Origin of the sequence: Nocardioides sp. (genome assembly GCF_041913365.1) — a bacterium.
GTDB lineage: Bacteria > Actinomycetota > Actinomycetes > Propionibacteriales > Nocardioidaceae > Nocardioides.
In genome coordinates, this window is record NZ_JAYSFM010000007.1 from 138,712 (window position 1) to 163,603 (window position 24,892).

A 24,892-nucleotide genomic window follows, 5' to 3' on the forward strand; every position below is an offset into this window, starting at 1 on the left:
ACATGTCGAGCTCCGAGTACTTCCCGACCGAGGACACCTTGCCCGCGCCCGGCCACGAGTCAGACGCGGCCACCGAGCCCGCCAGGCCCGCCACTCCGGGAGCGACGTCCGCGGCCCGGACCCTCGAGATGGCGGCCATGACGGCCGACCAGCTCGTCGCCGACGCGAGGGCGGAGGCCGAGTCGCTGGTGAGCGACGCACGAGCCAAGGCTGACCAGGCCGCGGCGGAGCTGGCGCACGCCCAGGAGGAGCAGGCCGCCGACCTCGACCGCGAGCGTACGACGGCCATGGCCGGGCTCGCCGACGAGAAGGCGGCGCTCGAGGCGGAGATCGCCTCGCTGCGCCAGGCGGAGGCCGACCAGCGCAGCCAGATGCGACGACTCCTCACCGAGACGCTCGCCCAGCTCGACGAGACGCACCTCGAGCCGCCGGCCCAGGACCCGGGACAGCACTGAGGCCGACGCCCGGTTTGTGTGGCTCGGTCGTTCGCGACATGGTGGGAGGGACACATTCGCCATACGGGAGGAGAGCCCATGCTTGCTCTCACCGAGAACGTGACCGAGATCGTCAACAAGCTCGCGGAGGAAGTGCCGGAGATGACCGGCGTCCGCATCGCGACCGAGCCCGACGGGCAGTCGCTGTCCGTCAGCCCTGCCGACCACGCCGCTGCCGGTGACGAGGTGATCGAGCAGGACGGTGCGACCGTCTGGGTCGACGCCAACGCTGCCGAGGTGCTGGACGGCATGGTGCTGGACGGAGGCGTGGACGAGGACGGCAACATCCAGTTCGCGCTGGGCCAGCAGGCCTGACGTACCCCTTCGAGGAGCCCCGGACCCGTCATGGGTCCGGGGCTCCTCGTGCGGCTGGACGTTTGACGACGCCGGTTCGGTGGCATCCTTCCTGCGTGCCGGGCAGCCGGCCACGGACAGGGGGAGATCGCATGGGGGTGGGGATCGGCCCGGAGCCGTTGTACGCCGAGATGACGTCGGGCAGCTCGGGCACCATCCGCTCGGTCGCCGCTGACACGACCGACGCGATGGCGAAGGTGCGGGAAAGCATCGAGCTCATCCGCTACGCCCAGGACCGGCCGTCGTGGGACAGCGACGCCGGCCGCAGGTCGTACAACATGCGTGCCTGGGCGACGCGGGCGTCGTCGGAGATCTGCTTCAACCGCCTCAACCGGGTCACGCTGGCGCTCGAGGTGGCCGCCGACGGCTACGACCACATGGAGAAGCAGGCCGGCGAGGTCATCGGCTGGTTCCGCCGCGAGAAGCCGAAGGCCGCGGACGCGCTCGGGATGTTCCTGCTCATGTTCACCGCGGTCAACAACCTCGGCCAGGTCCGCGGGTTCTACGCCGACGACCTCGCGACGGCGCGCGACTTCCTCGCCACCGACCCCTACAGCACCGACGAGTCCGACTGGGCCGAGCTCGGGCTGGTGAAGTCGATGCTGCGCGACCTCGAGCACGGCACGATGCCGGGCCCGGTCATCCCCGAGACCTTCGGCACCGGCCAGGACGACCGGGGCTGGACGCCGCAGGGGCTCGGCCTCGACCCGGAGACCGGCAACCTGATCCAGACCGGCTACGAGAAGGCCGTCGATCCCGAGACCGGCGAGACCGTCTACCTCGCCAACCTGACGATCATCGACCCCGACACCGGCCAGGTGCTCAACACCGTCGAGCTCGGCGGCGGCTCCGGGCTGCCGCCCAACCACGCCGGCGGTGTCGTGGTCCACGACGGCACGGTGTGGGTGGCGTCGAGCGACGACCGCGACCCGACGATGGTGCCGTACTCCCTCTCCCAGCTCAGCGGCGCCTCGCCCACCTCGGAGGTGCATCCCAGCGGCCCGCCCATCCACGTCGGCGCCGGCGCGAGCAGCACCGTCAGCGGCAACACGATGTACGTCGGCAGCTTCGACGAGGACGGCCCCGGGAAGATGTACACCTACACGTGGGACCCGCAGACCAAGAGCTGGGGCGGCGAGCAGGGCCCGTACGAGATCCCGGCGCAGACGCAGGGCATCGCGGTGCGCGGCAACGAGATCGTCTTCAGCACGTCGTGGGGTCGCGACAGGACCAGCGAGCTGCAGAGCTACAACCTCGGCGACGTCACCGGCGGCGGCAGCCTGCCGGACCCGATCCGCACCGTCGAGCTGCCCAACATGTCGGAGGGGCTGGCGATGCTCCCCGGCGGGATCGCCACGACCCACGAGTCCGGCGCCTCGCCGTACGTCTCGCCCGACGGCAAGGACCCCGCCGACCTCTGGGGCGGGACCTTCATGACGCTCACGCCCTACGACGAGCTCGGGCTCTCAGGTTCTGTGGACGTGGTGCCGGCGACCCTGCAGGCGGCGAGCTCGTGGTTCGTCGAGGCCGAGCGCGGTCTCGACCGCGCCCAGCAGAGGGTGTCGCGGCTCAACCTGCCGCCCTCCAGCCTCGGCGTCGCGCCGGGTGCCGGCGCGCTGGTCTCGACCGTCGACTCGTACGTCGACACGACGGCCACGTGGATCGAGGAGTCGCGCCTGTCCTCGGACACCACCGCGTCCGGCCTGATCGCCGCGGCCAACGACTACGAGGACGCCGACTCGCGCAGCGACGGGCTCTTCGGCTTCCTGCAACGATTCGTCTCGTGATGTCTCGGACCCCGCTGCTCGGTGCCGCCCTCGTCGGGGTGCTCGTCCTGACGAGCGCCTGTGGGGAGGACGAGGAGCCCAGCGCGGGCGGCGAGCGCTGGCCCTCTTCGTCGACACCCGTCGACAGCGACAACCTGGTCTGGGCGATCGGCAGCACGGTCCACCTCGCCGCCGGGGCGAGCATCGACCTCGGGGAACCCGCCGGGTCGTACGTCGTCGCGGGGCCGGGAGTGTGGTTCGCGTCCGCGGAGCCCGGTGACCTGGAGGGCAACCGGCTGCCGTCGCTCAGCGTCGCAACCGCCGACGGCGTCGAGGAGCTCGACGCGCACCCCGCCATCGGGGGCCTGACCACGTCCGCGGACGGCCGCTGGCTGGCGTTCATCGACCGGCTCGAGGAGGGCGCCGGCGCGGCCGAGGCGGTCGTGGTCGACGTGACGAGCGGCGAGGTGGTCGTCCGCAGCGACGAGGGCCTGGTCCCGTCCGGGTCGGACGACGTCGACTGGACGGACCTCTACGAGGACGCGCCCGTCAGCATGCTCGGGGTCGTGGACGGCACGGCGTACGTCGGTGGGCTCGACGAGCTCATCACCTACGACCTGTCGACCGGCGACTCGACCACCGACCAGCTCGACTGGGACGCGATCCGCCAGACCGAGTGGTACCAGTCCCTGCACCGGACGCCGCCCCTGTGGAACTCCGACCGCTCGTGGCAGATCCCGGCCCAGGAATTCGGCGCGACGCCCGTGCTGGAGTCCGCCAGCGGCGAACGGGTCACCACCTCGGTCCCCGACGCGACCGGCCCGCTCGGCTCACCGGACGTGTCCGGTCCGCCGCTCGAGGAGTGGCGACTCGGCGGGTGGATCGACGACCTCACGGTGGTCGCGACAACCCCGTCGAGGGACGGGTCGGAGGTCGACTGGACCTCGCCGGTCCTCCTCAGGTGCACCGTCCCGAGCGGCGAGTGCACGGTCGTCGAGGGCACCGAGGAGGGCGTCAACCTGCCGGCCGACCGCCCCTTCGGGTTGCCGCGCGAGCGCAGCCTCGACCCCGACGCCTGACCTGCCCCGTCCGGGTCCGTCGCCGGCGGTGCCGTTGCGGGCATGACGTCGGACAGTGGAGGCCCGAGCCGGACCTACGGGCTCAGGGCTCCACTGACGTGCGTGGGCGGTCGGCCGTGTAGAGCCAGGACTCGGCGCCGCCGCGGGCGAGGGCTCGGCCGACGAGGATCACCGCTGCCTGCGTGAGGCCGGCTTCCTCGACCTGGTCGGCGATGTTGGACAACGTGCCGCGGAGGACGAGCTCGTCGGGCTGGGTGGCTCGGTGGACCACGACCGCCGGGCAGTCGGCGCCGTACTCGTCGACCAGGGACTCCGCCAGCGCTCGGGTCCTGGTGATCGCGAGGTGCAGGACGAGGGTGGCGCGGGTGGCGGCGAAGGCGGCCAGCGACTCGGTCTCGGGCATCGCGGTCGAGCGCGCCTGGGTGCGCGTCAGGACCACCGACTGGGCGACCAGCGGGACGGTGAGCTCGCGGCCGACGGCGGCGGCAGCGGCGGCGTACGCCGGAACGCCCGGGCACACGTCCCACGCGACGCCGGCGGCATCGAGGCGGGCGGTCTGCTCGGCGAGGGCGGAGTAGAGGGAGGGGTCGCCGGAGGTGAGGCGGACGACCTCGAGGCCGTCGGCGGCCGCGTCGACCATGACCGCGGTGATCCGGTCGAGGTCGAGGCGTTGCGTGTCGACCTGGCGTGCTCCGGCGCAGTGCGAGAGGACCTCGGCGTCGAGGTAGGTGCCCGGATAGAGCACGACGTCGGCCGCCGCGAGCAGCGACGCGGCCCGCAGGGTGATGAGGTCGGCCGCGCCCGGGCCGGCGCCGACGAAGTGGACGGTCACTCCGACTCCACGAAGCGAGGCGTCCAGACCTGGCCGGCCGCGGTCACGCGCGTCGACGAGGCGCCGAGGATGAGCAGGCACTTCATGTCGATCGTGTCGGCCTCGAGCTCGGCGAGGGTGGTCACCGTCAGCGACTCCTCGGCGCGACCGACGTCGCGGCCGACCACGACGACCGTGTCGGGGCTGCGGTGCTCGAGGAAGAGCTTCTGCAGGTCGGCGACCTGCGTGGTGCGGCTGCGCGACGCGGGGTTGTAGACCGCGAGCACGAGGTCGGCCTCGGCGATCGCGTGCAGCCGCCGCTCGATCACCGGCCACGGCTTGAGCCGGTCGCTCAGCGACACGACCGCGAAGTCCGCGCCGATGGGGGCGCCCGCTCTCGCCGCGACCGCCTGGACGGCGCTGACGCCCGGCAGGACCTCGATGGGTACGTCAGGGAAGTCCGCGGCGGCCTCGAGCACCGCACTCGCCATCCCGAAGACGCCCGCGTCGCCGCCGGACACCACGGCCACCTTCTCGCCGCCTTGCGCGAGGGTCAGCGCGTGGCGGGCGCGGTCGACCTCGACGGTGTTGCCCGATGCGTGGCGGGTGAGGCCCTCGCGCTGCGGGACGCGGTTGACGTACGGGGCGTAGCCGATGACGTGGTCGACGTCTGCCAGGGCTGCCGTGGCCTCCGGTGTGAGCCAGCGGTCGGGTCCGGGGCCGAGGCCGATGACCCGGAGGGGGTGTGGTTTCGAGGCTCGCTGCGCTCGCACCTCAACCACCGGGTGGCTTGGTTTCGACACGCTCGCTGGCGCTCGCTGCTCAACCGGCGCGGAGCCCCTTCGTCCCGTCGGGTCGTCGGCGAGGGTGTCGCCGGGGACGACGATGAGGGAGAAGTACGGCACCGAGGCCGGGTCGACGTCGACCACGGGCATCCAGCGCTCGGCGGGCATGGAGGCGCGCTCGACGTACAGCGCGTGCTCGAGGCGGCCGGCCTGGCGGAGGGCATCGACGACGCCGGGGAAGCGGCGGCCGAGCTTCATGATGATCGCGCCGTCGGTGTCGGCGAGGCGGCGGGCGAGCTCGGGGACCGGGAGGGTGCCGGGCAGCACGGTGAGCACGTCCGTCTGGCGCACGAGCGGCGAGGCGAGGACGGCGGTGGCGGCGGCGAAGGCGGGTACGCCGGGGACGACCTCGGTCTCGAAGCGGTCGGCCAGCCGGTCGTGGAGGTACATGAACGAGCCGTAGAACAGCGGGTCACCCTCGGCGAGCACCACGACCGTGCGACCAGCCGACAGGTGCGCGGCCAGGCGCGAGGCGCAGGACTCGTAGAACTCCGCCATGGCGCCGGCGTACCCACCCGGGTGCGAGGTCGTGCCGGTGGTGACGGGGTAGCGGAGCTCCTCCTCCATCGCCGTCGTCGGGATGAGGTCGGCGGCGATGGTGCGGGCGTTGGAGGTCTTGCCGACGCCGGCGTGGAAGGCGATCACGTCCGCCGACTCGATGAGGCGCGCGGCCTTGCGGGTGATCAGCTCCGGGTCGCCGGGGCCGAGGCCCACGCCGTACAGCCGCCCGGTCACTCCTGCTCCTGGGCCAGCGCGTTGAGGGCCGAGGCGGTCATCGCCGAGCCGCCGCGGCGGCCGCGGACGGTGAGGTAGGGGATGTCGAGATCGACGTCCTCCAGCGCCTGCTTGGACTCGGCGGCGCCGATGAAGCCGACCGGGCAGCCGACGATCGCGGCCGGCCGCGGAGCGCCGTCCAGCAGCATCTCGAGCAGGTGGAAGAGCGCGGTCGGGGCGTTGCCGATCGCGACGACCGACCCCTCCAGTTGGTCCTCGAGCAGCGAGAACGCCGCGGCCGACCGGGTGGTGCCCATCAGCATCGCGAGGTCGGGGGTGCGCGGGTCGTGCAGCGCGCAGAGCACCTCGTTGTCCTTCGGCAGCCGCGCGCGGGTGACGCCGCTGGCGACCATGTGGGCGTCGGTGATGACCGGCGCGCCGGCCTCGAGCGCCGCGCGCGCGGCGCTGACCAGGCGCGGGTGGATGACGAGGTCGTCGGTGAGGTCGGTCTGCCCGGTGCCGTGGACCATGCGGACGGCGACGCGCTCGGCATCGGCCGGTAGGTGGTCGAAGCGGGCCTCGCGGCGGATCGTCGCGAAGGACTCGTCGTAGATCGTGGCGCCGTCGGCGACGTAGTCGAAGCGTCGGGTCGGGCGGGACAGCAGGCTCATCACGGCTCCTCGGGGTTCGCGCCCCTGGTCGGCAGGTACGCCGCGCGGACAGTGTCTGGCTCGATCCCCTCTCGGGGACCTGACAGTGGCGGAACCGCCCCGGACTCGCACCGGGTTCCTGCGTCGCGTGACGGAGGCAGCCTAGGGCACGCCTCAGTCCGGGATCGTCGCCGCGAGGCGGAAGCCGGACCACAGCCGACCGCCGACCTGCTCGAGCACCTCGTCGGCGAGCTCGACGAGGGCGCCCGGATCGCCGGCCAGTGCGGCGTGCAGCCCGTCGTGGAGGTGGGTCGCGTACGTCGTACCGCGGGCGGCGTCGAACGCCTCCACCTCGCGGACGAGCCACTTGCCGGTGCCGGACCACCATCCTCCCGAGGCGAGCAGGAGCTCGGCCGTGCCACGCCACACGTCGATCGCGACGGCGTCGACGACGCCCGGGGAACCGCCGCCGACGAGGTCGTCGAGCTGGTCGGTCAGCGAGTAGCGCTGGAAGGTCAGCTCCTCGGCGCTGAGCGGGTCGGGGCCGGCGGCCACCGCCGCTGCGCACTCGGCCCGGAGTGCTTCGCCGGCGTCGCCGGGGACGAGCGGGAGTCCGGTCGCGACCAGGCGCGCCATCGTCGGGCGTCGGCGTGCCCGGTCCTTGGCGACGAAGTGGCGGATCGACGACTCGGTGTGCACGAACAGCTCGACCGGCCACCCCTCGTGCACGAGCGACTCGCGATGGACCTCGGCCTCGTCCAGCACCACGGTGATGTCGAGGTCGGACGTCGCGGTCGCGTGCCCGAGCACCACGGACCCGGACAGCCACGCCTGCCACGCGTCGGGGAAGCGCTCTGCGATCAGCGAGCGGGCGGCCGTCTCGGCGTCGGGTCGGGTCACGGGTCCAGTCTGGACTGGCTCCAGCGGGAGATGCGTTCCGGGGACGGAGCGACGTGTCGACCGCTAGCCTCGGCGCTCGATCACAGGGGGACACATGGACGACCGGCTCAAGCGGACTGTCGCACTGCTGCTCGCGGGTGGGTTGGTGCTGGTCGTCGTCGGCCTCGCGCTGGTGCTCCAGCACACGCCGGAGCCGGTGAGCTACCGCGTGGAAGGCCTGTACAACGGGCCGCCCCTTCCGGAGCTCGACGCCCCGCACGAAGGTGCGGACCTGAGGCTTCTCGCCGGCGGCGTCGTGGCGGTGGGTGGAGCGCTGATGGCGTTGACCGGTGCTGTTGCTACGGGGGTGTGGCTCGGGAGTGCGCGCCGGGGCGACGACGTCTGAGGGGTCTCGATACGCCGCCTCGTTCCTCGGCGGCTACTCGACCACCTGTGGTGCGATCGAGATCAGTGACTTCCACGGGGTGACGACGAGGTGCTCGCCCAGCGCCTCGAGGGTTGTGCGGTCCAGTACGCCGTCGGGGACCTCGACGTGCGTGATGCCGTCCACGACCTCGCCGTACGCCGGGGGGTCGCTCGCCGCGGGCTGGTGCGGGTCGGCGTCGTGCGAGGCGGGCGGGACCGGGAGCTCGTCGACATGCCAGGCGTTGTCGCGGACCTGCTGGAAGGCACGGGCGAGGCCGGTCAGGCGGGCGGCCGCCTCGTGCAGCGGGACGACGGGACCCCAGTGGGTGCTGCCGATCCGCAGCTGGACCGTCTCCGCGTCGAGCGCGACGAGGCCGAGGTCGCACAAGCGGTCGACGAGGTCGCCGCGGCCGTCGTCGAGGACGAGCAGGAAGCGGCCGGGGAGCTTCGCCAGTGACGGCGTCGCGCAGATGCGCTCGTCGAGCTCTGTGGTCACCGGCCGGAGGTCGGCACGACCACCGTGGAGGCCGGTCAGCGGCGAGACCAGGAGGTTGCGGACCAGCTCGTGGTCGGGGTGGGGGAGCAGGCCGGTCGTGCGGATCGCGTCGACGGCCTCCGCCGGGACGGAGTCGTCGTCCATCGGCAGGGCGCGCAGCTGGAGGTTGGCCCGCTTGGTGAGGTGGACCCGGCCGTCGCCGTAGGTCTCGGCGACGTCGAGGAGCGCGCTCAGCGTCGTACGCGCGAGGTGGCCGCCGGGGATGCGCAGGCGGACCAGGGCACCGTCGTCGGCCGGCCAGGGGCGGAAGACGCCCGGGCACAGGTCGCCTCGGGTCCGCTCCATGGGGCGGATGATTGCACGGCCTTGGTTTCGACACGCTCGCTTCGCTCGCTGCTCAACCGGCGGGGTGGGCGCTCGCACCTCAACCACCGGGGCGGGGCGCTAGGCTCGCGGCACCACTCCGCGTGGGACCCAGGAACCCGGTGCAAGCCCGGGGCGGTTCCGCCACTGTGAGGGCCAGATCGATCGGCCCGTAGCCAGATACTGGCCCACGCGGATCCAGTCACCAGGGGCGAGAACCCCGAGGAGGAACCGTGCGGATCGCACTCCTGTCCACGTCCGACACCGACCTGCTGAGCGCGCGGGCGTCCGGCGCCGACTACGTCCTCGCCAACCCGGCGCGGCCCGGCCACCAGTCGATGGCCGAGGCCATCGAGGGCTGCGACCTCGTCGTGGGCCGGCTGCTCGGCTCGCCGCAGGACCTGTGCTCCGGCTTCACGCGCGTCGCCGCGACCGGGATGCCCGTCGTCGTACTGGGTGGTGAGCAGTCACCCAGCGCCGAGCTGATGGAGCTGTCGTCGGTGCCGATGGGCGTCGCGGCCGAGGCCCACCGCTACCTCGCCGAGGGCGGCCCGGAGAACCTCCGCCAGCTCCACGCCTTCCTCTCCGACACGGTCCTGCTGACCGGCGAGGGGTTCGAGCCGCCGGCGGTGCTGCCGCAGTGGGGGTTTGCGGCGCGGTCGGGTCTCGATACGCCGCCTCGTTCCTCGGCGGCTACTCGACCACCTGTGGCGGGGGCGGCTGCTCAACCGACGGCTGGGGTGCCGAAGGTCGGGGTGCTGTACTACCGCGCCCACGAGGCGAGCGGGAACACCGCCTTCGCGCACGCGCTGGCCGACGCCATCGATGCCACGGGTGAGGCGGTCGGCGTGCCGATCTTCGCGGGGTCGCTGCGGGCTGCGCCCGACGAGCTGTACGACGCCTTCGGCGAGCTCGACGCGCTGGTCGTGACCGTCCTCGCGGCGGGCGGCAGCGTGCCGGCGGGCGCCAGCGCGGGCGGGGACGACGAGTCGTGGGACGTCGCGCGGATGTCGGCGCTCGACATCCCGATCATCCAGGGCCTCTGCCTGACCAGCAGCCGCGCGGAGTGGGAGGCGTCCGACGACGGCGTGAGCCCGCTCGACTCGGCGACGCAGATCGCGATCCCGGAGTTCGACGGCCGCATCATCACCGCCCCGTTCTCCTTCAAGGAGGTCGACGCCGACGGCCTGCCCCACTACGTCGCCGACCCCGAGCGCTGCGCGCGGGTCGCGGGCATCGCCGTCCGGCACGCACGCCTGCGCCGGATCCCGAACGCCGACAAGCGGCTCGCCCTCGTGCTGTCGGCGTACCCCACCAAGCACGCCCGCATCGGCAACGCCGTCGGGCTCGACACCCCCGTCTCCGCGATCCGGATGCTGCAGCGGCTGCGGGCGGAGGGGTACGACCTGGGCGCCGGCGAGGTCGTCGAGATCCTCGACCGCGACGCGACCGAGACGGAGAAGGGCGATGCGCTGATCCATGCGCTCATCGCCGCGGGTGGGCAGGACGAGGAGTGGTTGACGCATGCCCAGCTCACCGACGCGCACGTGCGGATCACGCAGGAGCAGTACGCCGAGTGGACCCGCGACCTGCCCGACGACCTGCGGGCCGGCATGGTCGAGGCGTGGGGCGAGGCGCCGGGCTCGCTGTTCGTCAACGACGCGGGCGAGCTCGTGCTCGCCACGGTGCGGGCGGGCAACGTCGTACTCCTCATCCAGCCGCCGCGCGGCTTCGGCGAGAACCCGATCGCGATCTACCACGACCCCGACCTCGCGCCGACCCACCACTACCTGGGGGCCTATCGCTGGCTGGAGCACGGCTTCAGGGCCGACGCGGTCGTGCACCTCGGCAAGCACGGGTCGCTCGAGTGGCTGCCCGGCAAGAACGCCGCGCTGTCCGCGAGCTGCGGCACGGACGCGGCGCTGGGCAACCTGCCGATGGTCTACCCGTTCCTCGTCAACGACCCCGGTGAGGGCGCACAGGCCAAGCGGCGCGCGCACGCGACGATCGTCGACCACCTCGTGCCGCCGATGGCGCGCGCGGAGTCGTACGGCGACATCGCCCGCCTCGAGCAGCTCCTCGACGAGCACGCCAACATCGCCGCGATGGACCCCGCCAAGCTCCCGGCCATCCGCGGCGAGATCTGGCAGCTGATGCACGCCGCCGAGATGCACCGCGACCTCGGGCTCGACGAGCAGCCGGACGCCGAGGACTTCGACGACTTCATCATGCACGTCGACGGCTGGCTCTGTGAGATCAAGGACGCGCAGATCCGCGACGGGCTGCACGTGCTCGGCGAGGCGCCGTCGGGTGAGGCGCGGGTCAACCTGGTGCTGGCGATCCTCCGCGCTGCGCAGGTCTTCGGCGGGCAGGCGCAGGCGGTACCGGGGCTGCGGACGGCGCTGGGACTGGGTCTCGATACGACCCCTCGTTCCTCGGGGTCTACTCGACCACCTGCACAAGGTGGTCGAGTAGCCGCGAGGGACGAGCGGCGTATCGAGACCACGGCCGACGTCGACGCGGTCGAGGCGATCGCTCGCGACCTCGTCGAGCAGATGGACAAGGCCGACTGGGACGTCGCCCGGGCTGCCGAGCTCCACGACGACCCGGAGGTCCAGCGGGTGCTGGAGTTCGCCGCCACCCAGGTCGTGCCCCGCCTCGCCCGCACGACGGACGAGATGGACGCGGTCATCCACGCCCTCGACGGCGGGTTCATCGCGGCCGGTCCGTCCGGATCGCCGTTGCGCGGGCTGGTCAACGTGCTGCCCACCGGCCGCAACTTCTACACCGTCGACCCGCGAGCGGTCCCGTCCCGGCTGGCGTGGCAGACGGGCCACGCGATGGCCGAGTCCCTCGTCGCGAAGTACGTCGACGAGACGGGCTCCTACCCGCAGTCCGTCGGGCTGTCGGTGTGGGGCACGAGCGCGATGCGCACGAGCGGCGACGACATCGCCGAGGTGCTCGCGCTGCTCGGCGTACGTCCGGTGTGGGACGAGGCATCCCGCCGGGTCAACGACCTCCAGGTGATCCCGCTCGACGAGCTCGGCCGCCCGCGCATCGACGTCACGGTGCGGATCTCCGGCTTCTTCCGCGACGCCTTCCCACACGTGGTCGCGATGCTCGACGACGCCGTCCGCCTGGTGGCCGGCCTCGACGAGCCCGACGAGCACAACCACGTCCGCGCCCACGCCCGCGCCGACCTCGCCGAGCACGGCGACGAGCGCCGCTCGACCACCCGCATCTTCGGGTCCAAGCCCGGGTCGTACGGCGCCGGGATCCTGCAGGTCGTCGAGTCGGGCAACTGGCGCAACGACGACGACCTCGCCGAGGTCTACACGTCGTGGGGCGGCTTCGCCTACGGCCGCGACCTCGACGGTGCTCCAGCGGCCGACGACATGCGCACCAACTACAGCCGGATCAAGGTCGCTGCGAAGAACGTCGACACCCGCGAGCACGACATCGCCGACAGCGACGACTACTTCCAGTACCACGGCGGCATGGTCGCCACCGTGCGCGCGCTGACCGGCAGCGACCCCAAGGCGTACGTCGGTGACTCGACGTCGCCCGACGCGGTGCGGACCCGGACGCTGCAGGAGGAGACGAACCGCGTCTTCCGTGCCCGCGTGGTCAACCCGCGGTGGATCGGCGCGATGCAGCGACACGGCTACAAGGGTGCCTTCGAGCTCGCCGCGACCGTCGACTACCTCTTCGGCTTCGACGCGACGGCCGGCGTGGTGCACGACTGGATGTACGAGTCGCTGGCCAGGGAGTACGTCCTCGACGAGACCAACCAGCAGTTCCTCCGGACCTCCAACCCGTGGGCGCTGCGCGGCATCGTCGAGCGGCTCCACGAGGCCGCCGAGCGCGGGCTCTGGGAGTCGCCGGACGCCGACGTGATGGCCGCGCTCCAGCAGGTCTACCTCGACGTCGAGGGCGAGCTGGAGGACCGATGATCGAGGCCGGCACGGCCACGCGGGTGCGGGTCGTCGGGATCGGCTGCCACCCCGGGCAGCTCACCGCCGAGGCCCGTGAGGCGATCGCGGGCTGCGACTACGTCATCGCCGCCGACAAGGGGCCGGCCGATCCCCTCCTGGCGCTGCGCCGGGCGATCTGCGCGGAGCTCGGCGTCGAGCTGGTCGCCGTCGCCGACCCGCCACGCGACCGCGACGACCCTGCGGACTACGACGGCGCGGTCCTCGACTGGCACGACGCGCGGGCGGCGGCGTACGGCACCGTGATCGCCTCACGTCCCGGCACGGTCGGCTTCCTCGTCTGGGGTGACCCGGCGTTCTACGACTCGACGATCCGGGTGGTCGACCGCCTGCGCGTCGAGTACGACGTCCTGCCCGGCGTCTCCGCGCTCTCGCTCCTGGCCGCCCGCCACCGCGTCGTGCTCCACGAGGTCGGCCGGCCGGTGCTGGTGACGACCGGGCGCAGGCTGGCCGACGAGGTCGCCGCCGGGCACGACAACCTCGTGGTGATGCTCGACGGTCGTCTCCAGTGCGCGGAGCTCGACGGCGAGTGGGAGATCTGGTGGGGCGCCAACCTCGGCAGCCCCCACGAGGAGCTCGTCGCCGGGCCGCTGGCTTCCGTGGTCGGTGACATCCGGGCCGCTCGAGCCCGGGCCAAGGAGCTCGACGGCTGGGTGATGGACACCTACCTCCTCCGGCGTCGCGAGGTGTAGGGGCCGCTTCTGGCGTACTTGGATCGCGACACGCGGCAGCTCTCGTGCGACACGCCGGTCCTGCGATGCGTGAGGCGAACAACCGGCCCCTCGCTCGACGGCATGGTCCGGCTGGGCGAAATTCTCAAAGTTGAGGGGAATCGACTCAACTTCTGGCGCGTTGGATCAGGTGGGACCAGAGTTGGTCCCGCGCAGACAATCGTGACCCAGGAGGACCTGAGTTGAGCCAGTTCGGTGCCGAGAAGTTCACCACGCGCAGCCGTGAGGTGATCGAGGCTGCCCAGCTCGCCGCCACCACTGGCGGCAACAGCAACACCGAGCCCATCCACCTGCTCGTCGCCCTGCTGAAGCAGGAGGACGGCACCAGCCGGAGCCTCGTGCAGAAGGCGGGCGTCGACCCGGCCACGCTGCTCGCCAAGGCCGAGGGCGTCCAGCAGCAGCTGCCGCGCGCCACCGGGTCGACCGTCCAGCAGCCCAGCGCCTCCGGCGCGCTGACCCGTGTCCTGGCGCAGTCGCTCGACCTCGCCGCGTCGATGAAGGACGACTTCGTCGCCACCGACCACCTGCTCGTCGCCATCGCGACCGTCGAGTCGCCGGCACAGAAGGTGCTGACCGACGCCGGCCTCACCGCCGACGGTCTCCGGGAGGCCATCACGGCCGTCCGCGGCAACCGCCGCGTGACCAGCGAGGCCGCCGAGGCGTCGTACGAGTCGCTGGAGAAGTACTCCGTCGACCTCACCCAGGCCGCCGAGGACGGGCGACTCGACCCGGTCATCGGGCGTGACGCCGAGATCCGCCGCGTGATCCAGGTGCTGTCGCGGCGCACCAAGAACAACCCCGTGCTGATCGGTGAGCCCGGCGTCGGCAAGACCGCCGTCGTCGAGGGACTCGCGCAGCGCGTCGTCGCCGGTGACGTGCCCGACTCCCTCAAGGGCCGGCGCGTGCTGAGCCTCGACCTCGCGGCGATGGTCGCGGGGGCGAAGTACCGCGGCGAGTTCGAGGAGCGGCTCAAGGCCGTCCTCGAGGAGATCAAGGACGCCGGCGGGCAGGTCATCACGTTCATCGACGAGCTCCACACGGTCGTCGGCGCGGGCGCTGGCGGCGACTCCGCGATGGACGCCGGCAACATGCTCAAGCCGATGCTCGCCCGCGGCGAGCTCCACATGATCGGCGCGACCACGCTCGACGAGTACCGCGAGCGCATCGAGAAGGACCCCGCGCTCGAGCGCCGCTTCCAGCAGGTCTTCGTCGGCGAGCCGTCCGTCGAGGACACCATCCAGATCCTGCGCGGCATCCAGGAGAAGTACGAGGCGCACCACGGCGTCCGCATCACCGACGCCGCGCTCGTCGCCGCCGCCACGCTGTCCGACCGCTACATCACCGGTCGCCAGCTCCCCGACAAGGCCATCGACCTCATCGACGAGGCCGCCTCGCGCCTCCGCATGGAGCACGAGTCGAGCCCCGAGGAGATCGACGTGCTGCGTCGCCAGGTCGAGCGCCTCAAGATGGAGGAGTTCGCCCTCGACAAGGAGACCGACGACGCGTCCCGCGAGCGCCTCGAGGTGCTGCGCAAGGACCTCGCCGACCGCGAGGAGGAGCTGCGTGGGCTCGAGACGCGGTGGGAGCGCGAGAAGGACCAGCTCCAGGGCGAGGGTGAGCTGCGCCGCCAGCTCGACGCGCTGAAGATCGAGGCCGAGAAGAAGCTGCGCGAGGGCGACCTCGCGGGTGCCTCGGAGATCCAGTACGGCAAGGTCCCCGAGCTCGAGAAGCAGATCGCCGAGGTCGAGAAGGCCGAGGCCGTCGACCTCGAGCCGCTGGTCGGCGAGGAGGTCGGCGCCGAGCAGATCGCCGACGTCGTCGAGGCCTGGACCGGCATCCCCACCGGCAAGATGCTGCAGGGGGAGACCGCCAAGCTCCTCGAGATGGAGTCGGTCATCGGCGAGCGGCTGATCGGGCAGCGCGAGGCCGTCACCGCGGTCAGCGACGCCGTACGCCGCTCGCGCGCCGGCATCGCCGACCCCAACCGGCCGACCGGCTCGTTCCTCTTCCTCGGCCCCACCGGCACCGGCAAGACCGAGCTCGCCAAGGCGCTGGCGGACTTCCTCTTCGACGACGAGCGGGCGATCGTCCGCATCGACATGAGCGAGTACAGCGAGAAGCACTCGGTGTCGCGGCTCGTCGGCGCCCCTCCCGGCTACGTCGGCTACGACGAGGGCGGCCAGCTCACCGAGGCCGTGCGGCGACGCCCCTACAGCGTCGTGCTGCTCGACGAGGTCGAGAAGGCGCACCCCGAGGTCTTCGACATCCTGCTGCAGGTCCTCGACGACGGCCGGCTCACCGACGGCCAGGGCCGCACGGTCGACTTCCGCAACACGCTGCTGATCCTCACCTCCAACCTCGGCTCGAACTTCCTGGTCGACCCGACCATGGAGCCGGAGGCCAAGAAGCAGTCGGTGATGGGCGTGGTGCGGGCGCACTTCAAGCCGGAGTTCCTCAACCGGCTCGACGAGGTCGTCATGTTCGACGCGCTGTCGAAGGACGACCTGGCCCACATCGTCGACCTGCAGCTGGCGCTGCTGGAGAAGCGGCTCGCGGTCCGGCGGATCACCATCGCGGTGACCGACGCGGCACGCGCCTGGCTGGCCGAGACCGGCTACGACCCGGCGTACGGCGCCCGGCCGCTGCGCCGGCTGATCCAGTCCGCGATCGGCGACCCGCTCGCCCGGAAGCTGATCGCCGGCGACGTCACCGACGGCGGCTCCGTCACCGTCGACGTCGGCGAGGACGGCCTGAGCCTGCTAGCTGGTTGAGGCGCGAGGAGCGCCAGCGACGAGCCTCGGAGCCACGATCGGCGTGGTTTCGAGGCTCGCTGCGCTCGCACCTCAAGCACCGAGGGGGACGGGGCCGTCCCAGTCCCAGTGGGGCATCGCGAGGTCGTCGGGGACGTCGTCCTTGGAGCGGCCCCAGGCCTGGAAGGGGCCGGTGGCCGCCCAGGTGACGTAGTCGGTGATGGCCTGCCGCACCGCCGGGTCGTCGGGCACGCCGGCCTCGTCGAAGGAGTCGACCACGCACTGGACGAAGCGCGGGCTGGCCTCGACGGTGTACTCCGCCTCGCCGGCGTGGAGCCGCTGCACGTGCGACTCGCTGCCGCCCCACTCGGTGGTGTACGTCGGCGGGCCGCCCAGCGCCTCGGCCCAGTACGCCGCCAGCCGCTCGGTGTGGTCGGGCTGGTTGTCGGCGTGGGAGAACGGGTGGTTGAGCAGCGGGTCGGCGAGGCAGCGCTGGTGGGTCGCCTCGGCCAGCCGGACGAAGACCTCCAGCCCGCCGGCCGCGTCGTAGATCGTGGTCATCCTTCGATCGTCGTACGCCGTCCTACTTTGGTCGAGGTCTGTGCTCCTGCCTTGACCCCTCGTGCGGGCACTTGGCAGGGTCGAGCGCACGCGCCCCGTGCTGGACCGGTTGCCGGGGCACTTCTCTCGGGAGCTCCTCCATGCACCGTTCGACCCTGCTACGCCCATGCCTGAAAGTCCTCGGCGCCGTGCTCGCCGTAGTGCTCGCCACGGCCGCCGTGATGACCGCGGCGCCCGCCCAGGCGGCCAGCGCCTGGCCGATCACCAAGGCCGGCCAGTCCCGCAACAACAACGCGATGGCGCTGCAGCACCTGCTCACCTCGCGCGGCTACCCGACCACCGCGGACGGTGCCTTCGGCAGCGGCACCACCGCCAACCTGAAGTCGTTCCAGTCGGCGCAGGGCATCTCGCCCGTCGACGGCATCGCCGGCAGCGGCACCTGGCCCCGGCTCGTCGTCACCGTCAGCCAGGGCTCGGCCGACTCCAGCGCGGTGAAGGCGGCACAGACCCAGCTCAACAAGTACGGCGCGAACCTCGTCGTGGACGGCGTCTTCGGCTCCGGCACCCGGGCCTCGGTCGTGTCGTTCCAGGCCAGTCGGGGGCTTCCGCAGACCGGCACGGTCGACACGGCGACGTGGCAGGAGCTGCTCGGCTGGAGCCAGACCTACGACCAGACGCTGTGCTACTCCACCGGCGGCTCGACCGCCTCGTCGCTGAGCACGGCGCAGGTGGCCAACGTGCAGTCGATCCTCGGCACCACCCGCTCCGCCGGCGGCAACCGCAACGCGCAGATCATCGCGCTGATGACCGCGATGCAGGAGTCCAAGCTCTGCAACATCCAGTTCGGCGACCGCGACTCGCTCGGCCTGTTCCAGCAGCGGCCGAGCCAGGGCTGGTGCTCCGGCGGCACGGCGTGCGTCAACCCGACGTACGCCACCCAGGGCTTCCTCGGCGTCTCGGCGTACACCACCAACCGTGGGCTGTTCGACATCTCCGGCTGGGAGTCGATGAGCAAGACGTTGGCTGCCGACGCGGTGCAGCGCTCGTGCTGCCCCAACGCCTATGCGCAGTGGGAGTCGATGGCCACGACGCTGGCCGACACGTACTGACACGCCCCGGCCGTCGGGGTGGATGCGTCGGGGGTCACTCGCCGGAGTCGACCTCCTCGGTCGCCAGACGCTCGGCCTCGCGCTCCTCGGCCCGCCGGCTGAGCCAGCCGCCACCCCAGAGCGCGGCGAGCACGAGCACGGGCTGGAAGAACAGCCGGATGAAGCGGGCGCGGTCGGTGTCGAGGCCGAACGCGTCGGTGCCCTCGACGTACTGCGCGATGTTGCCCGGGAAGATCGCGACGAAGAAGGCGGCCAGCAGCGCCCCGACGGTGCGGCGGTGCTTCGGCAGCGCGACGAACGCCGCGCCCAGGCCGATCTCGACGACCCCGGACCCGACGACGGTGAGGTCCTCGTCGACCGGGAACCAGTCGGGCACCTGGGCCTGGAACTCCTGGCGCTGCGTGGTCAGGTGCAGCACCCCCGCGCCGACCATGAAGGAGCCGAGCAGGACGCGTCCGAGGGTCTGTGCCTTCACCCCGCCACCCTAGTCAGGCGGCAGGAGGACGCCCGGGTTCATCAGGCCCTCGGGGTCGAGGGCCTCCTTCACCGCGCGCATCAGGTCGACCTCCACCTCCGACTTGTACGACGCTGCTGCCGCCGCCTTCGTCCGGCCGAGGCCGTGCTCGGCGCTGATGGAGCCGTGGGCCGAGGCCACCGCGTCGTAGATCGCCGTCGAGAGGTCCGCGGCCGCGGCGCGGAGGGCGTCGTCGTCCCCCACCGGCGCGTTGAGGTTGTAGTGGAGGTTGCCGTCGCCGACGTGGCCGTAGGTCACCGGCCGCACGCCCGGCAGGATCTCCTGGAGCCGCGGTCCCATCGCATCGGTCCACTCCGCGAGGTCCGCGATCGGCAGGGTGACGTCCTGCTTCAGCGTCGCGCCCTCGACCTTCTGGACCTCGGAGATGCCCTCGCGCAGCGCCCACAGCGCGGAGCGCTGGGCCGGGCTGCCGGCGATCGCGGCGTCCGAGGCGTGCCCCTCCTCGACCGCCGCCCCGAGCACCGTCTCGAGCGCCTCGTCGAGGCCGTCGTCCGACTCCGAGCCGGCGAGCTCGACCAGGACGTACCAGTCGCTCGGCTCGCTGAGCGGGTCGACGGCACCCGGCAGGTGGGCGAGGACGAGCTCGATGGCTTGTCGGTTGGCGATCTCGAAGGTTGAGAGGTGCACGCCGGCGTGCTGCTGGGCCAGGGCTAGCAGCGACACCGCGGCCGCGACCGAGGGCACGGCGACCCACGCGGTGGCGTGCCGCGGGGTCGGCGGGAAGAGCCGGAGGATCGCGCCGGTGATGACGCCGAGGGTGCCCTCGGACCCGACGAACACCTGGGTCAGGTCGTAGCCCGTGTTGTCCTTGCGGAGCCCGCGCAGCCCGTCCCACACGCGGCCGTCGGGCAGCACCACCTCGAGGCCGAGGGCCAGCTCGCGGGTCATGCCGTAGCGCAGCACCGCGGTGCCGCCGGCGTTCGTGGCGAGGTTGCCGCCGATCGTGCAGCTGCCCTCCGAGCCCAGCGACATCGGGAACAGCCGGCCCGCCTCGGCCGCTGCGGCCTGCACGTCGGCGAGCACGACGCCGGCGTCGACGGTGATCGTGCCGGCGACCGGGTCGACCTCGCGGATCGTGCGCATCCGGGCGAGCGAGAGCACGACCTGGCTGCCGCTGGCGTCCGGGACGCCACCGCCGACCAGGCCGGTGTTGCCGCCCTGCGGGACGATCGCGACCCCGGCACCGTGGCAGGCCGCCACCACGGCGGCCACCTCCTCGGTGGACGCCGGCCGGACCACCGCGAGCGCCTGCCCGGCGTGCACGCCCGTCCAGTCCACGACGTACGCCGCCAGGTCCTCGTCGGACGTCAGCACGTGGGCGTCGCCGACGGCGTCGCGCAGCCGGTCGAGCAGGTCGGTCACGGGTGTCTCCTCGGTGGTGGGTGCTCAGCCGAGCACGACGGCGACCAGCAGGGCAACCGGCAGCGAGGCCAGCGTGGTGATCAGGATGGTCTCGCGCGCGACGTCCTCGCCGACGCGGTAGCGGGTGGCGTGCAGGAAGATGTTCTGCGCGGTGGGCAGGGCCGCAGTGATCACGACGCCGAGCAGGGCGCGTCCCTCGATGCCGAGCGCCACCGCGACGGCCCATGCGACCACCGGCATCACGGCCAGCTTGAGGACGCTGGCCAGCAGCACCTCGCCGTTGTGGCCCGCCTTGCCGAGCGGCGGGCTCAGCCTCAGCGCGGCGCCGTACGACATCAGCATCAGCGGGATCGCCGCCCCGGCCGTCAGCTGGAGTGGGTCCTCGACGACGCGCGGCAGCCGCCACCCGGTGACCGCCAGCACGACGCCGACGATCGCCGCGAGGGTGAGCGGGTTGGTGAGGAGGCGCCTGAGCGCGAAGGCGATGCCCTCGCCGCGGCCGGTGATCCGGTCGAGCACGATCAGCGCGATCGGCTGCACGACCATCATCTGCACGAGCAGCGCGGGCACCACGACGGTGATGTCGCCGACGACGTAGGCCGCCATGGCGATGCCGAGGTTGCCGGCGTTGACGTAGGACGAGGAGAGCCCGCCGATCAGCAGCGGGCCGGTCGAGAGCTGCCAGCGCAGCCGCGCCAGCACGACGTACGCCGCGAAGGAGACGGCCAGCGACACCGACGAGGCGACGAGGTTCGCGGCGGCGGACTCGAGGTGGACCTGGCTGATCGTGACGACCATGAGGGCGGGGGAGGCGACGAAGAAGGCGATCTCGCCCAGGGTGCGCTGCGAGCGCCGGTCGAGCACTCCGGCGTGGGCCAGCCCGGCTCCTGCCGCGATGACCACGAGGATCGTGGTGAAGCCGATCAGCAGGTCCATGAGGACTCACATGCTCCCAGCCGCCGGGCCCGCGACGGGCGCCGGCGTCCATGCCGGATCGGCAATGGACGATGCCCGGCCGCCGTCCCTAGCGTCTCGGCGTGGATGATTCGACGGTCGTCATGGTGGGCACGCTGCGCCCGGAGCTGGTCGCGCGGCTGGAGCGGGAGTACGCCGCTCGCGAGCTGGGACAGCTCGCCGCGGAGGAGGCCGCCCGCGCGCGGGTCGCGGTGACGAGCGGCGTGTGGGGGGTGCGCGCCGAGCACCTCGACCGGCTGCCGGCCCTCGAGGCGATCGTGAACTTCGGCGTGGGCTACGACGCCACCGACGTCGCCGAGGCCGCCCGCCGGGGCGTCGTCGTCTCCAACACCCCCGACGTGCTCACCGACTGCGTCGCGGACGCTGCCGTCGGGCTGGTGATCGACGTGATGCGCGGCCTGTCCGCCGCCGACCGCTTCGTGCGCCGCGGCGAGTGGGCCTCCGGTCGGACGCCCGCCCTCGCGCGGCGGGTCTCCGGGAGCCGGGTCGGCATCGTCGGCCTGGGCCGGATCGGCCTGGCGATCGCGCGCCGGCTGGAGGGCTTCGGCACCACGATCAGCTACCACAACCGCCGCGCCCGCACGGACGTGTCGTACGCCCATGTCCGCGACGTCGAGACGCTCGCCCGGGACTCCGACGTGCTGGTCCTGGCAGCCGCCGGCGGTGACGGCTCGCGCCACCTCGTCGACGCCGCGGTGCTCGACGCCCTCGGCCCGCGCGGCTTCCTGGTCAACGTCGCCCGCGGCTCGGTGGTCGACGAGGACGCGCTGGTCGCCGCCCTCGAGGCGGGCCGGATCGCCGGTGCCGGGCTCGACGTGTTCGCCGCGGAACCCCACGTGCCGTCGGCCCTGCTCGGCCGCGACGACGTCGTCCTGCTGCCGCACCTGGGCAGCGCGACGGTCGAGACCCGGCAGGCGATGGCCGACCTCACCCTGGCCAACGTGGCGGCGTACCTCGACGAGGGGCGACTGCTGACGCCGGTGGGCTGACACGCCTGCTCCTCGGGGGTTGACGAACTTGTGTAATGAGTTGCACACTCATCATATAAGTTCGTGACGACCCGAGGAACCCCCATGACGCAGACCCTGACCCCGCCCGTCGCCGCTCCCGCCACCAGCACCGGTGACCGCATCCGCAGCGTGAAGCTGTCGCACGTGGTGCTGCCGCTGCCCAACCCGGTGAGCGACGCCAAGGTGCTCACCGGCCGGCAGAAGCCGCTGACCGAGACGGTGATGCTCTTCGTCGAGCTGACCACCGAGCAGGGCTTCGAGGGCATGGGCTTCAGCTACTCCAAGCGCGCGGGCGGCAAGGCGCAGTACGCCCACCTCAAGGAGGTCGTCGACGTCGCGATCGGGCAGGACCCGAGCGACATCGCGAAGATCTACGAGTCGCTGATGTGGGCCGGTGCCTCGGTCGGCCGCTCGGGCGTCGCCACCCAGGCCGTCGCCGCGCTCGACGTCGCGCTCTACGACCTCAAGGCCCGCCGCGCCGGCCTGCCGCTGGCCAAGCTGCTCGGCGCGCACCGCGACTCGTGCCGCGTCTACAACACCTCCGGCGGCTTCCTCCAGGCCTCGGTCGAGGAGATCAAGGAGAAGGCCACCGCCTCGATCGAGTCCGGCATCGGCGGCATCAAGATCAAGGTCGGCCAGCCCGACTGGCGCGAGGACCTCCGCCGCGTCGCCGCGCTGCGCGAGCACCTCGGCGACGGCCCGTTCATGGTCGACGCCAACCAGCAGTGGGACCGCGCCCGCGCCCGCCGGATGTGCCGCGAGCTCGAGCAGTTCGACCTGGTCTGGATCGAGGAGCCCCTCGACGCGTGGGACCACGTCGGCCACGCCGACCTGTCGCAGACCTTCGACACCCCGATCGCCACCGGCGAGATGCTGACCTCGGTCGACGAGCACATGGGCCTGGTCAACGCCGGCTACCGCGGCATCGTGCAGCCCGACGCCCCGCGCATCGGCGGCATCACGCCGTTCCTGCGGTTCGCGACGCTGGCGGCCCACCACCGCCTCGACCTCGCGCCGCACTACGCGATGGAGATCCACCTGCACCTCGCAGCGACGTACCCCACCGAGCCGTGGGTCGAGCACTTCGAGTGGCTCAACCCGCTCTTCGAGGAGCGCATCGAGATCCGCGACGGCCACATCTTCGTGCCGGACCGCCCCGGGCTGGGCTTCACGCTGACCGAGCGCATGCGCGAGCTCACCGTGGAGACCGCTACCTTCGGCGCGTGACCTCGACTCTCTCCGCGGCGGTGGTCGCCGGCCTCAAGGACAAGATCCTGGCCGGCGACCTCGCCCCGGGCGCCAAGCTGCCCTCGGAGGCCGAGCTCATCGAGGAGTACGCCGTCTCGCGCACCGTCGTGCGGGAGGCGGTCACCCGGCTCCGGGCCGAGGGCCTCGTCGAGACCCAGCAGGGTCGCGGGTCCTTCGTGCTCGCGGTGCCCGAGGCGTCGTCGTTCAGCGTCGAGTCGTCCGCGATCCGCACCCACGCCGACGTGATGGCGATGCTCGACTTCCGGATCGGCGTCGAGAGCGAGGCGGCCGCGCTGGCGGCGCGCCACCACGGTCCGTCCGACGTCGAGGCGATCGAGTCGGCGATGGAGGGCTTCGTGCGGGCGGGTCACGAGGGCGCCGTCGAGGCCGACTTCGCCTTCCACCTCGCCATCGCCCGGGCGACCGGCAACCGGTTCTACATCGACCTGCTCGGCTCCCTCGGCCCGATGATGATCATGCTGCCGCGGACCCGCCTCAACGAGGCCTACTCCATGACCGACGCGACCCACGTCGAGCGGGTCCAGCGCGAGCACGACAACGTCGCCGCCGCCGTCCTCGCCGGCGACGTGGAGACCGCCCGGGCCGCCATGCGCCTCCACCTCGGCAACACCCGCCGCCGCGTCACGTGAGCGCTGACCGGGCACTTCCTCCCCGTCCTGACTGCTGACCGGGCACTTCCTCCCCGTGCCCGAGGCGGGACGGGGACGAAGTGCCCGGTGGATGGTGCTGACGGGAACGAAGTGCCCGGTCAGCGGCGGGCCTTCTTGCCGCGGGCGATCTCGGTGCCGAGGGCGTCGAGCTTGCGGTCCCAGAAGACGCGGAACTGCTCGACCCAGGCGTCGACCTCCTGCAGGCCGGTCGGGTCGACGGCGTAGAGGCGGCGGGTGCCCTCAGCGCGCACGGTGGCGAAGCCGTTGTCGCGCAGGACCCGCAGGTGCTGGCTGACGGCGGGCTGGCTGATCCCGAACTCGCCACCCATGACCGCTGCCACGTCGCCAGCGCTCGTCTCGCCGTCGGCGAGCAGCTCGAGGATGCGACGGCGTACGGGGTCGCCGAGGACGTCGAAGGCGTGCATCACGCAGGCGGCTCGGCGCCGGTGTAGAACGCGGCCGTCCGGGCGGCCGCGGCGCGCGAGGCCTCCGGGGCGCCCGAGGTCGCGGCGTCGGCCTCGCCCCACCGCGACGCGGAGCCGCTCATGAAGGACTGGCCCTCCGCCGACGCGCCCCAGCCCTCGACCTCCTCGTGCGGGATCGTCGTACCGCTCGCGAGGTGCTCGGCGAGGCCCATCAGCCCGAGCTCCCAGCCGACGCCGACCGCGCCGGGCCCGTACGTCGCCATGTGCGGGTTGTCCCGCACGTCGGCCGCGTGGCGCAGGGTCAGCGTGGCACCGTCGGACGCCTCCTCGAGGTGGACGTCGACCCACGACGTGTCGCCGCCGAACTCCCAGGTGATGGCGAAGTGCTTCGGCTCGTCGCAGGCGGTGACCTCGCCGCCGGCGTTGCCCTCGACCTGGAAGCGGCCGCCGAGCCGGAGGTCGCCGGACACCGGGGCGAACCAGCGCGGGATGCGCTCGGGGTCGGTGACGGCCTGCCAGAGGTCGTCGACGTCGGTGGGGTAGGTGCGGGAGGCGACCACGACCTTGACGGGCGTGCCCTCGTGGGTGCTGTCCTCGACGGCGCGGGTGACCGCGCCCAGGTGCTTGGCTACGTCGAACATGCGCC

The 24,892-nt window shown here is 72.4% G+C and carries 23 protein-coding genes and 2 riboswitches; of the genes, 12 read left to right on the top strand and 11 right to left on the bottom strand.

The genetic code is table 11. From position 1 onward, the window contains the following. Positions 1-2: 2 nt before the first annotated feature. From ACE3QY_RS16385 to ACE3QY_RS16400, 4 genes are all read left to right on the top strand, one after another. Positions 3-455, top strand: coding sequence for a hypothetical protein (locus ACE3QY_RS16385; protein ID WP_374457111.1), 453 nt, complete (start codon positions 3-5; stop codon positions 453-455). 78 nt (positions 456-533) lie between these two features. Then, complete coding sequence (locus tag ACE3QY_RS16390; protein ID WP_374457112.1) at positions 534-809, top strand: Fe-S cluster assembly protein HesB; 276 nt, start codon at positions 534-536, stop codon at positions 807-809. 131 nt (positions 810-940) lie between these two features. Further along, a complete protein-coding gene (locus ACE3QY_RS16395) occupies positions 941-2,635 on the top strand; it encodes a hypothetical protein (RefSeq protein WP_374457113.1) in 1,695 nt (564 codons plus the stop codon). After that, positions 2,632-3,693 (top strand): hypothetical protein, encoded by a 1,062-nt coding sequence (locus ACE3QY_RS16400; RefSeq protein WP_374457114.1) that lies wholly within the window; start codon positions 2,632-2,634, stop codon positions 3,691-3,693. The genes ACE3QY_RS16395 and ACE3QY_RS16400 overlap by 4 nt, the downstream gene beginning before the upstream one ends. Before the next feature lie 82 nt (positions 3,694-3,775). Here the strand turns inward: ACE3QY_RS16400 and ACE3QY_RS16405 are convergent, their stop codons facing one another. The 4 genes from ACE3QY_RS16405 to ACE3QY_RS16420 form a co-directional block, all read right to left on the bottom strand. Then, a complete protein-coding gene (locus ACE3QY_RS16405) occupies positions 3,776-4,525 on the bottom strand; it encodes a cobalt-precorrin-4/precorrin-4 C(11)-methyltransferase (RefSeq protein WP_374457115.1) in 750 nt (249 codons plus the stop codon). After that, positions 4,522-6,084, bottom strand: a complete 1,563-nt coding sequence (locus ACE3QY_RS16410) for a precorrin-2 C(20)-methyltransferase (RefSeq protein WP_374457116.1) — start codon at positions 6,082-6,084, stop codon at positions 4,522-4,524. The genes ACE3QY_RS16405 and ACE3QY_RS16410 overlap by 4 nt, the downstream gene beginning before the upstream one ends. Then, a complete protein-coding gene (locus ACE3QY_RS16415; protein ID WP_374457117.1) occupies positions 6,081-6,734 on the bottom strand; it encodes a precorrin-8X methylmutase in 654 nt (217 codons plus the stop codon). The genes ACE3QY_RS16410 and ACE3QY_RS16415 overlap by 4 nt, the downstream gene beginning before the upstream one ends. A 28-nt stretch (positions 6,735-6,762) precedes the next feature. Further along, a riboswitch (cobalamin riboswitch) is annotated at positions 6,763-6,894 on the bottom strand. Beyond that, entirely contained in the window at positions 6,888-7,613 is a 726-nt protein-coding gene (locus ACE3QY_RS16420) for a nucleotidyltransferase domain-containing protein (RefSeq protein WP_374457118.1), read from the bottom strand. (Overlaps the previous riboswitch by 7 nt.) Positions 7,614-7,707: 94 nt before the next feature. On the opposite strand from ACE3QY_RS16420, the gene ACE3QY_RS16425 reads away from it, so the two are divergent. Further along, on the top strand, positions 7,708-7,998 hold the full coding sequence (locus ACE3QY_RS16425) for a hypothetical protein (protein WP_374457119.1): 291 nt from the start codon (positions 7,708-7,710) through the stop codon (positions 7,996-7,998). Positions 7,999-8,031: 33 nt separating this feature from the next. Here the strand turns inward: ACE3QY_RS16425 and ACE3QY_RS16430 are convergent, their stop codons facing one another. Further along, positions 8,032-8,859: a nitrite reductase gene (locus ACE3QY_RS16430; protein ID WP_374457120.1), complete on the bottom strand. Its 828-nt coding sequence runs from the start codon at positions 8,857-8,859 to the stop codon at positions 8,032-8,034. Between the two features lie 100 nt (positions 8,860-8,959). Next, a riboswitch (cobalamin riboswitch) is annotated at positions 8,960-9,068 on the top strand. A gap of 42 nt (positions 9,069-9,110) precedes the next feature. On the opposite strand from ACE3QY_RS16430, the gene cobN reads away from it, so the two are divergent. The 3 genes from cobN (at position 9,111) to clpB (ending at position 16,371) form a co-directional block, all read left to right on the top strand. Beyond that, positions 9,111-12,830 (top strand): cobaltochelatase subunit CobN, encoded by a 3,720-nt coding sequence (gene cobN / locus ACE3QY_RS16435; protein WP_374457121.1) that lies wholly within the window; start codon positions 9,111-9,113, stop codon positions 12,828-12,830. Next, complete coding sequence (gene cobF, locus ACE3QY_RS16440; protein WP_374457122.1) at positions 12,827-13,561, top strand: precorrin-6A synthase (deacetylating); 735 nt, start codon at positions 12,827-12,829, stop codon at positions 13,559-13,561. Before cobN ends, cobF begins: the two co-directional genes overlap by 4 nt. Positions 13,562-13,782: 221 nt before the next feature. Continuing rightward, positions 13,783-16,371, top strand: a complete 2,589-nt coding sequence (clpB, locus tag ACE3QY_RS16445) for an ATP-dependent chaperone ClpB (protein ID WP_374457123.1) — start codon at positions 13,783-13,785, stop codon at positions 16,369-16,371. A gap of 72 nt (positions 16,372-16,443) precedes the next feature. Here clpB and ACE3QY_RS16450 read toward each other — a convergent pair whose 3' ends face one another. Then, positions 16,444-16,911: an oxidoreductase gene (locus ACE3QY_RS16450; protein WP_374457124.1), complete on the bottom strand. Its 468-nt coding sequence runs from the start codon at positions 16,909-16,911 to the stop codon at positions 16,444-16,446. Between the two features lie 188 nt (positions 16,912-17,099). On the opposite strand from ACE3QY_RS16450, the gene ACE3QY_RS16455 reads away from it, so the two are divergent. Then, positions 17,100-18,020 (top strand): peptidoglycan-binding protein, encoded by a 921-nt coding sequence (locus ACE3QY_RS16455; RefSeq protein ID WP_374457125.1) that lies wholly within the window; start codon positions 17,100-17,102, stop codon positions 18,018-18,020. Between the two features lie 34 nt (positions 18,021-18,054). Here the strand turns inward: ACE3QY_RS16455 and ACE3QY_RS16460 are convergent, their stop codons facing one another. Genes ACE3QY_RS16460 through ACE3QY_RS16470 form a run of 3 tightly spaced genes read right to left on the bottom strand, consistent with a single transcriptional unit; the run spans position 18,055 to position 20,853 of the window. Continuing rightward, complete coding sequence (locus ACE3QY_RS16460) at positions 18,055-18,453, bottom strand: hypothetical protein (protein ID WP_374457164.1); 399 nt, start codon at positions 18,451-18,453, stop codon at positions 18,055-18,057. A 51-nt stretch (positions 18,454-18,504) separates the two neighbouring features. Continuing rightward, positions 18,505-19,917, bottom strand: coding sequence for an FAD-binding oxidoreductase (locus ACE3QY_RS16465; protein WP_374457126.1), 1,413 nt, complete (start codon positions 19,915-19,917; stop codon positions 18,505-18,507). Between the two features lie 24 nt (positions 19,918-19,941). Further along, positions 19,942-20,853, bottom strand: coding sequence for an AEC family transporter (locus ACE3QY_RS16470; protein ID WP_374457127.1), 912 nt, complete (start codon positions 20,851-20,853; stop codon positions 19,942-19,944). A 101-nt stretch (positions 20,854-20,954) separates the two neighbouring features. On the opposite strand from ACE3QY_RS16470, the gene ACE3QY_RS16475 reads away from it, so the two are divergent. From ACE3QY_RS16475 to ACE3QY_RS16485, 3 genes are all read left to right on the top strand, one after another. Then, positions 20,955-21,881, top strand: a complete 927-nt coding sequence (locus ACE3QY_RS16475) for a 2-hydroxyacid dehydrogenase (RefSeq protein WP_374457128.1) — start codon at positions 20,955-20,957, stop codon at positions 21,879-21,881. Positions 21,882-21,965: 84 nt separating this feature from the next. Continuing rightward, complete coding sequence (locus tag ACE3QY_RS16480; RefSeq protein ID WP_374457129.1) at positions 21,966-23,129, top strand: mandelate racemase/muconate lactonizing enzyme family protein; 1,164 nt, start codon at positions 21,966-21,968, stop codon at positions 23,127-23,129. Continuing rightward, entirely contained in the window at positions 23,126-23,800 is a 675-nt protein-coding gene (locus tag ACE3QY_RS16485; RefSeq protein WP_374457130.1) for a FadR/GntR family transcriptional regulator, read from the top strand. The genes ACE3QY_RS16480 and ACE3QY_RS16485 overlap by 4 nt, the downstream gene beginning before the upstream one ends. A 119-nt stretch (positions 23,801-23,919) precedes the next feature. Here the strand turns inward: ACE3QY_RS16485 and ACE3QY_RS16490 are convergent, their stop codons facing one another. Further along, complete coding sequence (locus ACE3QY_RS16490; RefSeq protein WP_374457165.1) at positions 23,920-24,246, bottom strand: ArsR/SmtB family transcription factor; 327 nt, start codon at positions 24,244-24,246, stop codon at positions 23,920-23,922. Further along, positions 24,246-24,887: an SRPBCC family protein gene (locus ACE3QY_RS16495; protein WP_374457131.1), complete on the bottom strand. Its 642-nt coding sequence runs from the start codon at positions 24,885-24,887 to the stop codon at positions 24,246-24,248. Before ACE3QY_RS16495 ends, ACE3QY_RS16490 begins: the two co-directional genes overlap by 1 nt. Positions 24,888-24,892 lie beyond the last annotated feature (5 nt).

What these genes read in the sequence shown, in the direction of transcription:
- ACE3QY_RS16480 (WP_374457129.1), top strand. Translation starts at nt 21,966, where the DNA reads ATGACGCAGACCCTGACCCCGCCCGTCGCCGCTCCCGCCACCAGCACC.
- ACE3QY_RS16385 (WP_374457111.1), top strand. Translation starts at nt 3, where the DNA reads ATGTCGAGCTCCGAGTACTTCCCGACCGAGGACACCTTGCCCGCGCCC.
- ACE3QY_RS16495 (WP_374457131.1), bottom strand. Translation starts at nt 24,887, where the DNA reads ATGTTCGACGTAGCCAAGCACCTGGGCGCGGTCACCCGCGCCGTCGAG.
- ACE3QY_RS16490 (WP_374457165.1), bottom strand. Translation starts at nt 24,246, where the DNA reads ATGCACGCCTTCGACGTCCTCGGCGACCCCGTACGCCGTCGCATCCTC.
- ACE3QY_RS16415 (WP_374457117.1), bottom strand. Translation starts at nt 6,734, where the DNA reads ATGAGCCTGCTGTCCCGCCCGACCCGACGCTTCGACTACGTCGCCGAC.
- ACE3QY_RS16390 (WP_374457112.1), top strand. Translation starts at nt 534, where the DNA reads ATGCTTGCTCTCACCGAGAACGTGACCGAGATCGTCAACAAGCTCGCG.
- ACE3QY_RS16425 (WP_374457119.1), top strand. Translation starts at nt 7,708, where the DNA reads ATGGACGACCGGCTCAAGCGGACTGTCGCACTGCTGCTCGCGGGTGGG.
- ACE3QY_RS16470 (WP_374457127.1), bottom strand. Translation starts at nt 20,853, where the DNA reads ATGGACCTGCTGATCGGCTTCACCACGATCCTCGTGGTCATCGCGGCA.
- ACE3QY_RS16460 (WP_374457164.1), bottom strand. Translation starts at nt 18,453, where the DNA reads ATGGTCGGCGCGGGGGTGCTGCACCTGACCACGCAGCGCCAGGAGTTC.
- ACE3QY_RS16395 (WP_374457113.1), top strand. Translation starts at nt 941, where the DNA reads ATGGGGGTGGGGATCGGCCCGGAGCCGTTGTACGCCGAGATGACGTCG.
- cobF (WP_374457122.1), top strand. Translation starts at nt 12,827, where the DNA reads ATGATCGAGGCCGGCACGGCCACGCGGGTGCGGGTCGTCGGGATCGGC.
- ACE3QY_RS16450 (WP_374457124.1), bottom strand. Translation starts at nt 16,911, where the DNA reads ATGACCACGATCTACGACGCGGCCGGCGGGCTGGAGGTCTTCGTCCGG.
- ACE3QY_RS16430 (WP_374457120.1), bottom strand. Translation starts at nt 8,859, where the DNA reads ATGGAGCGGACCCGAGGCGACCTGTGCCCGGGCGTCTTCCGCCCCTGG.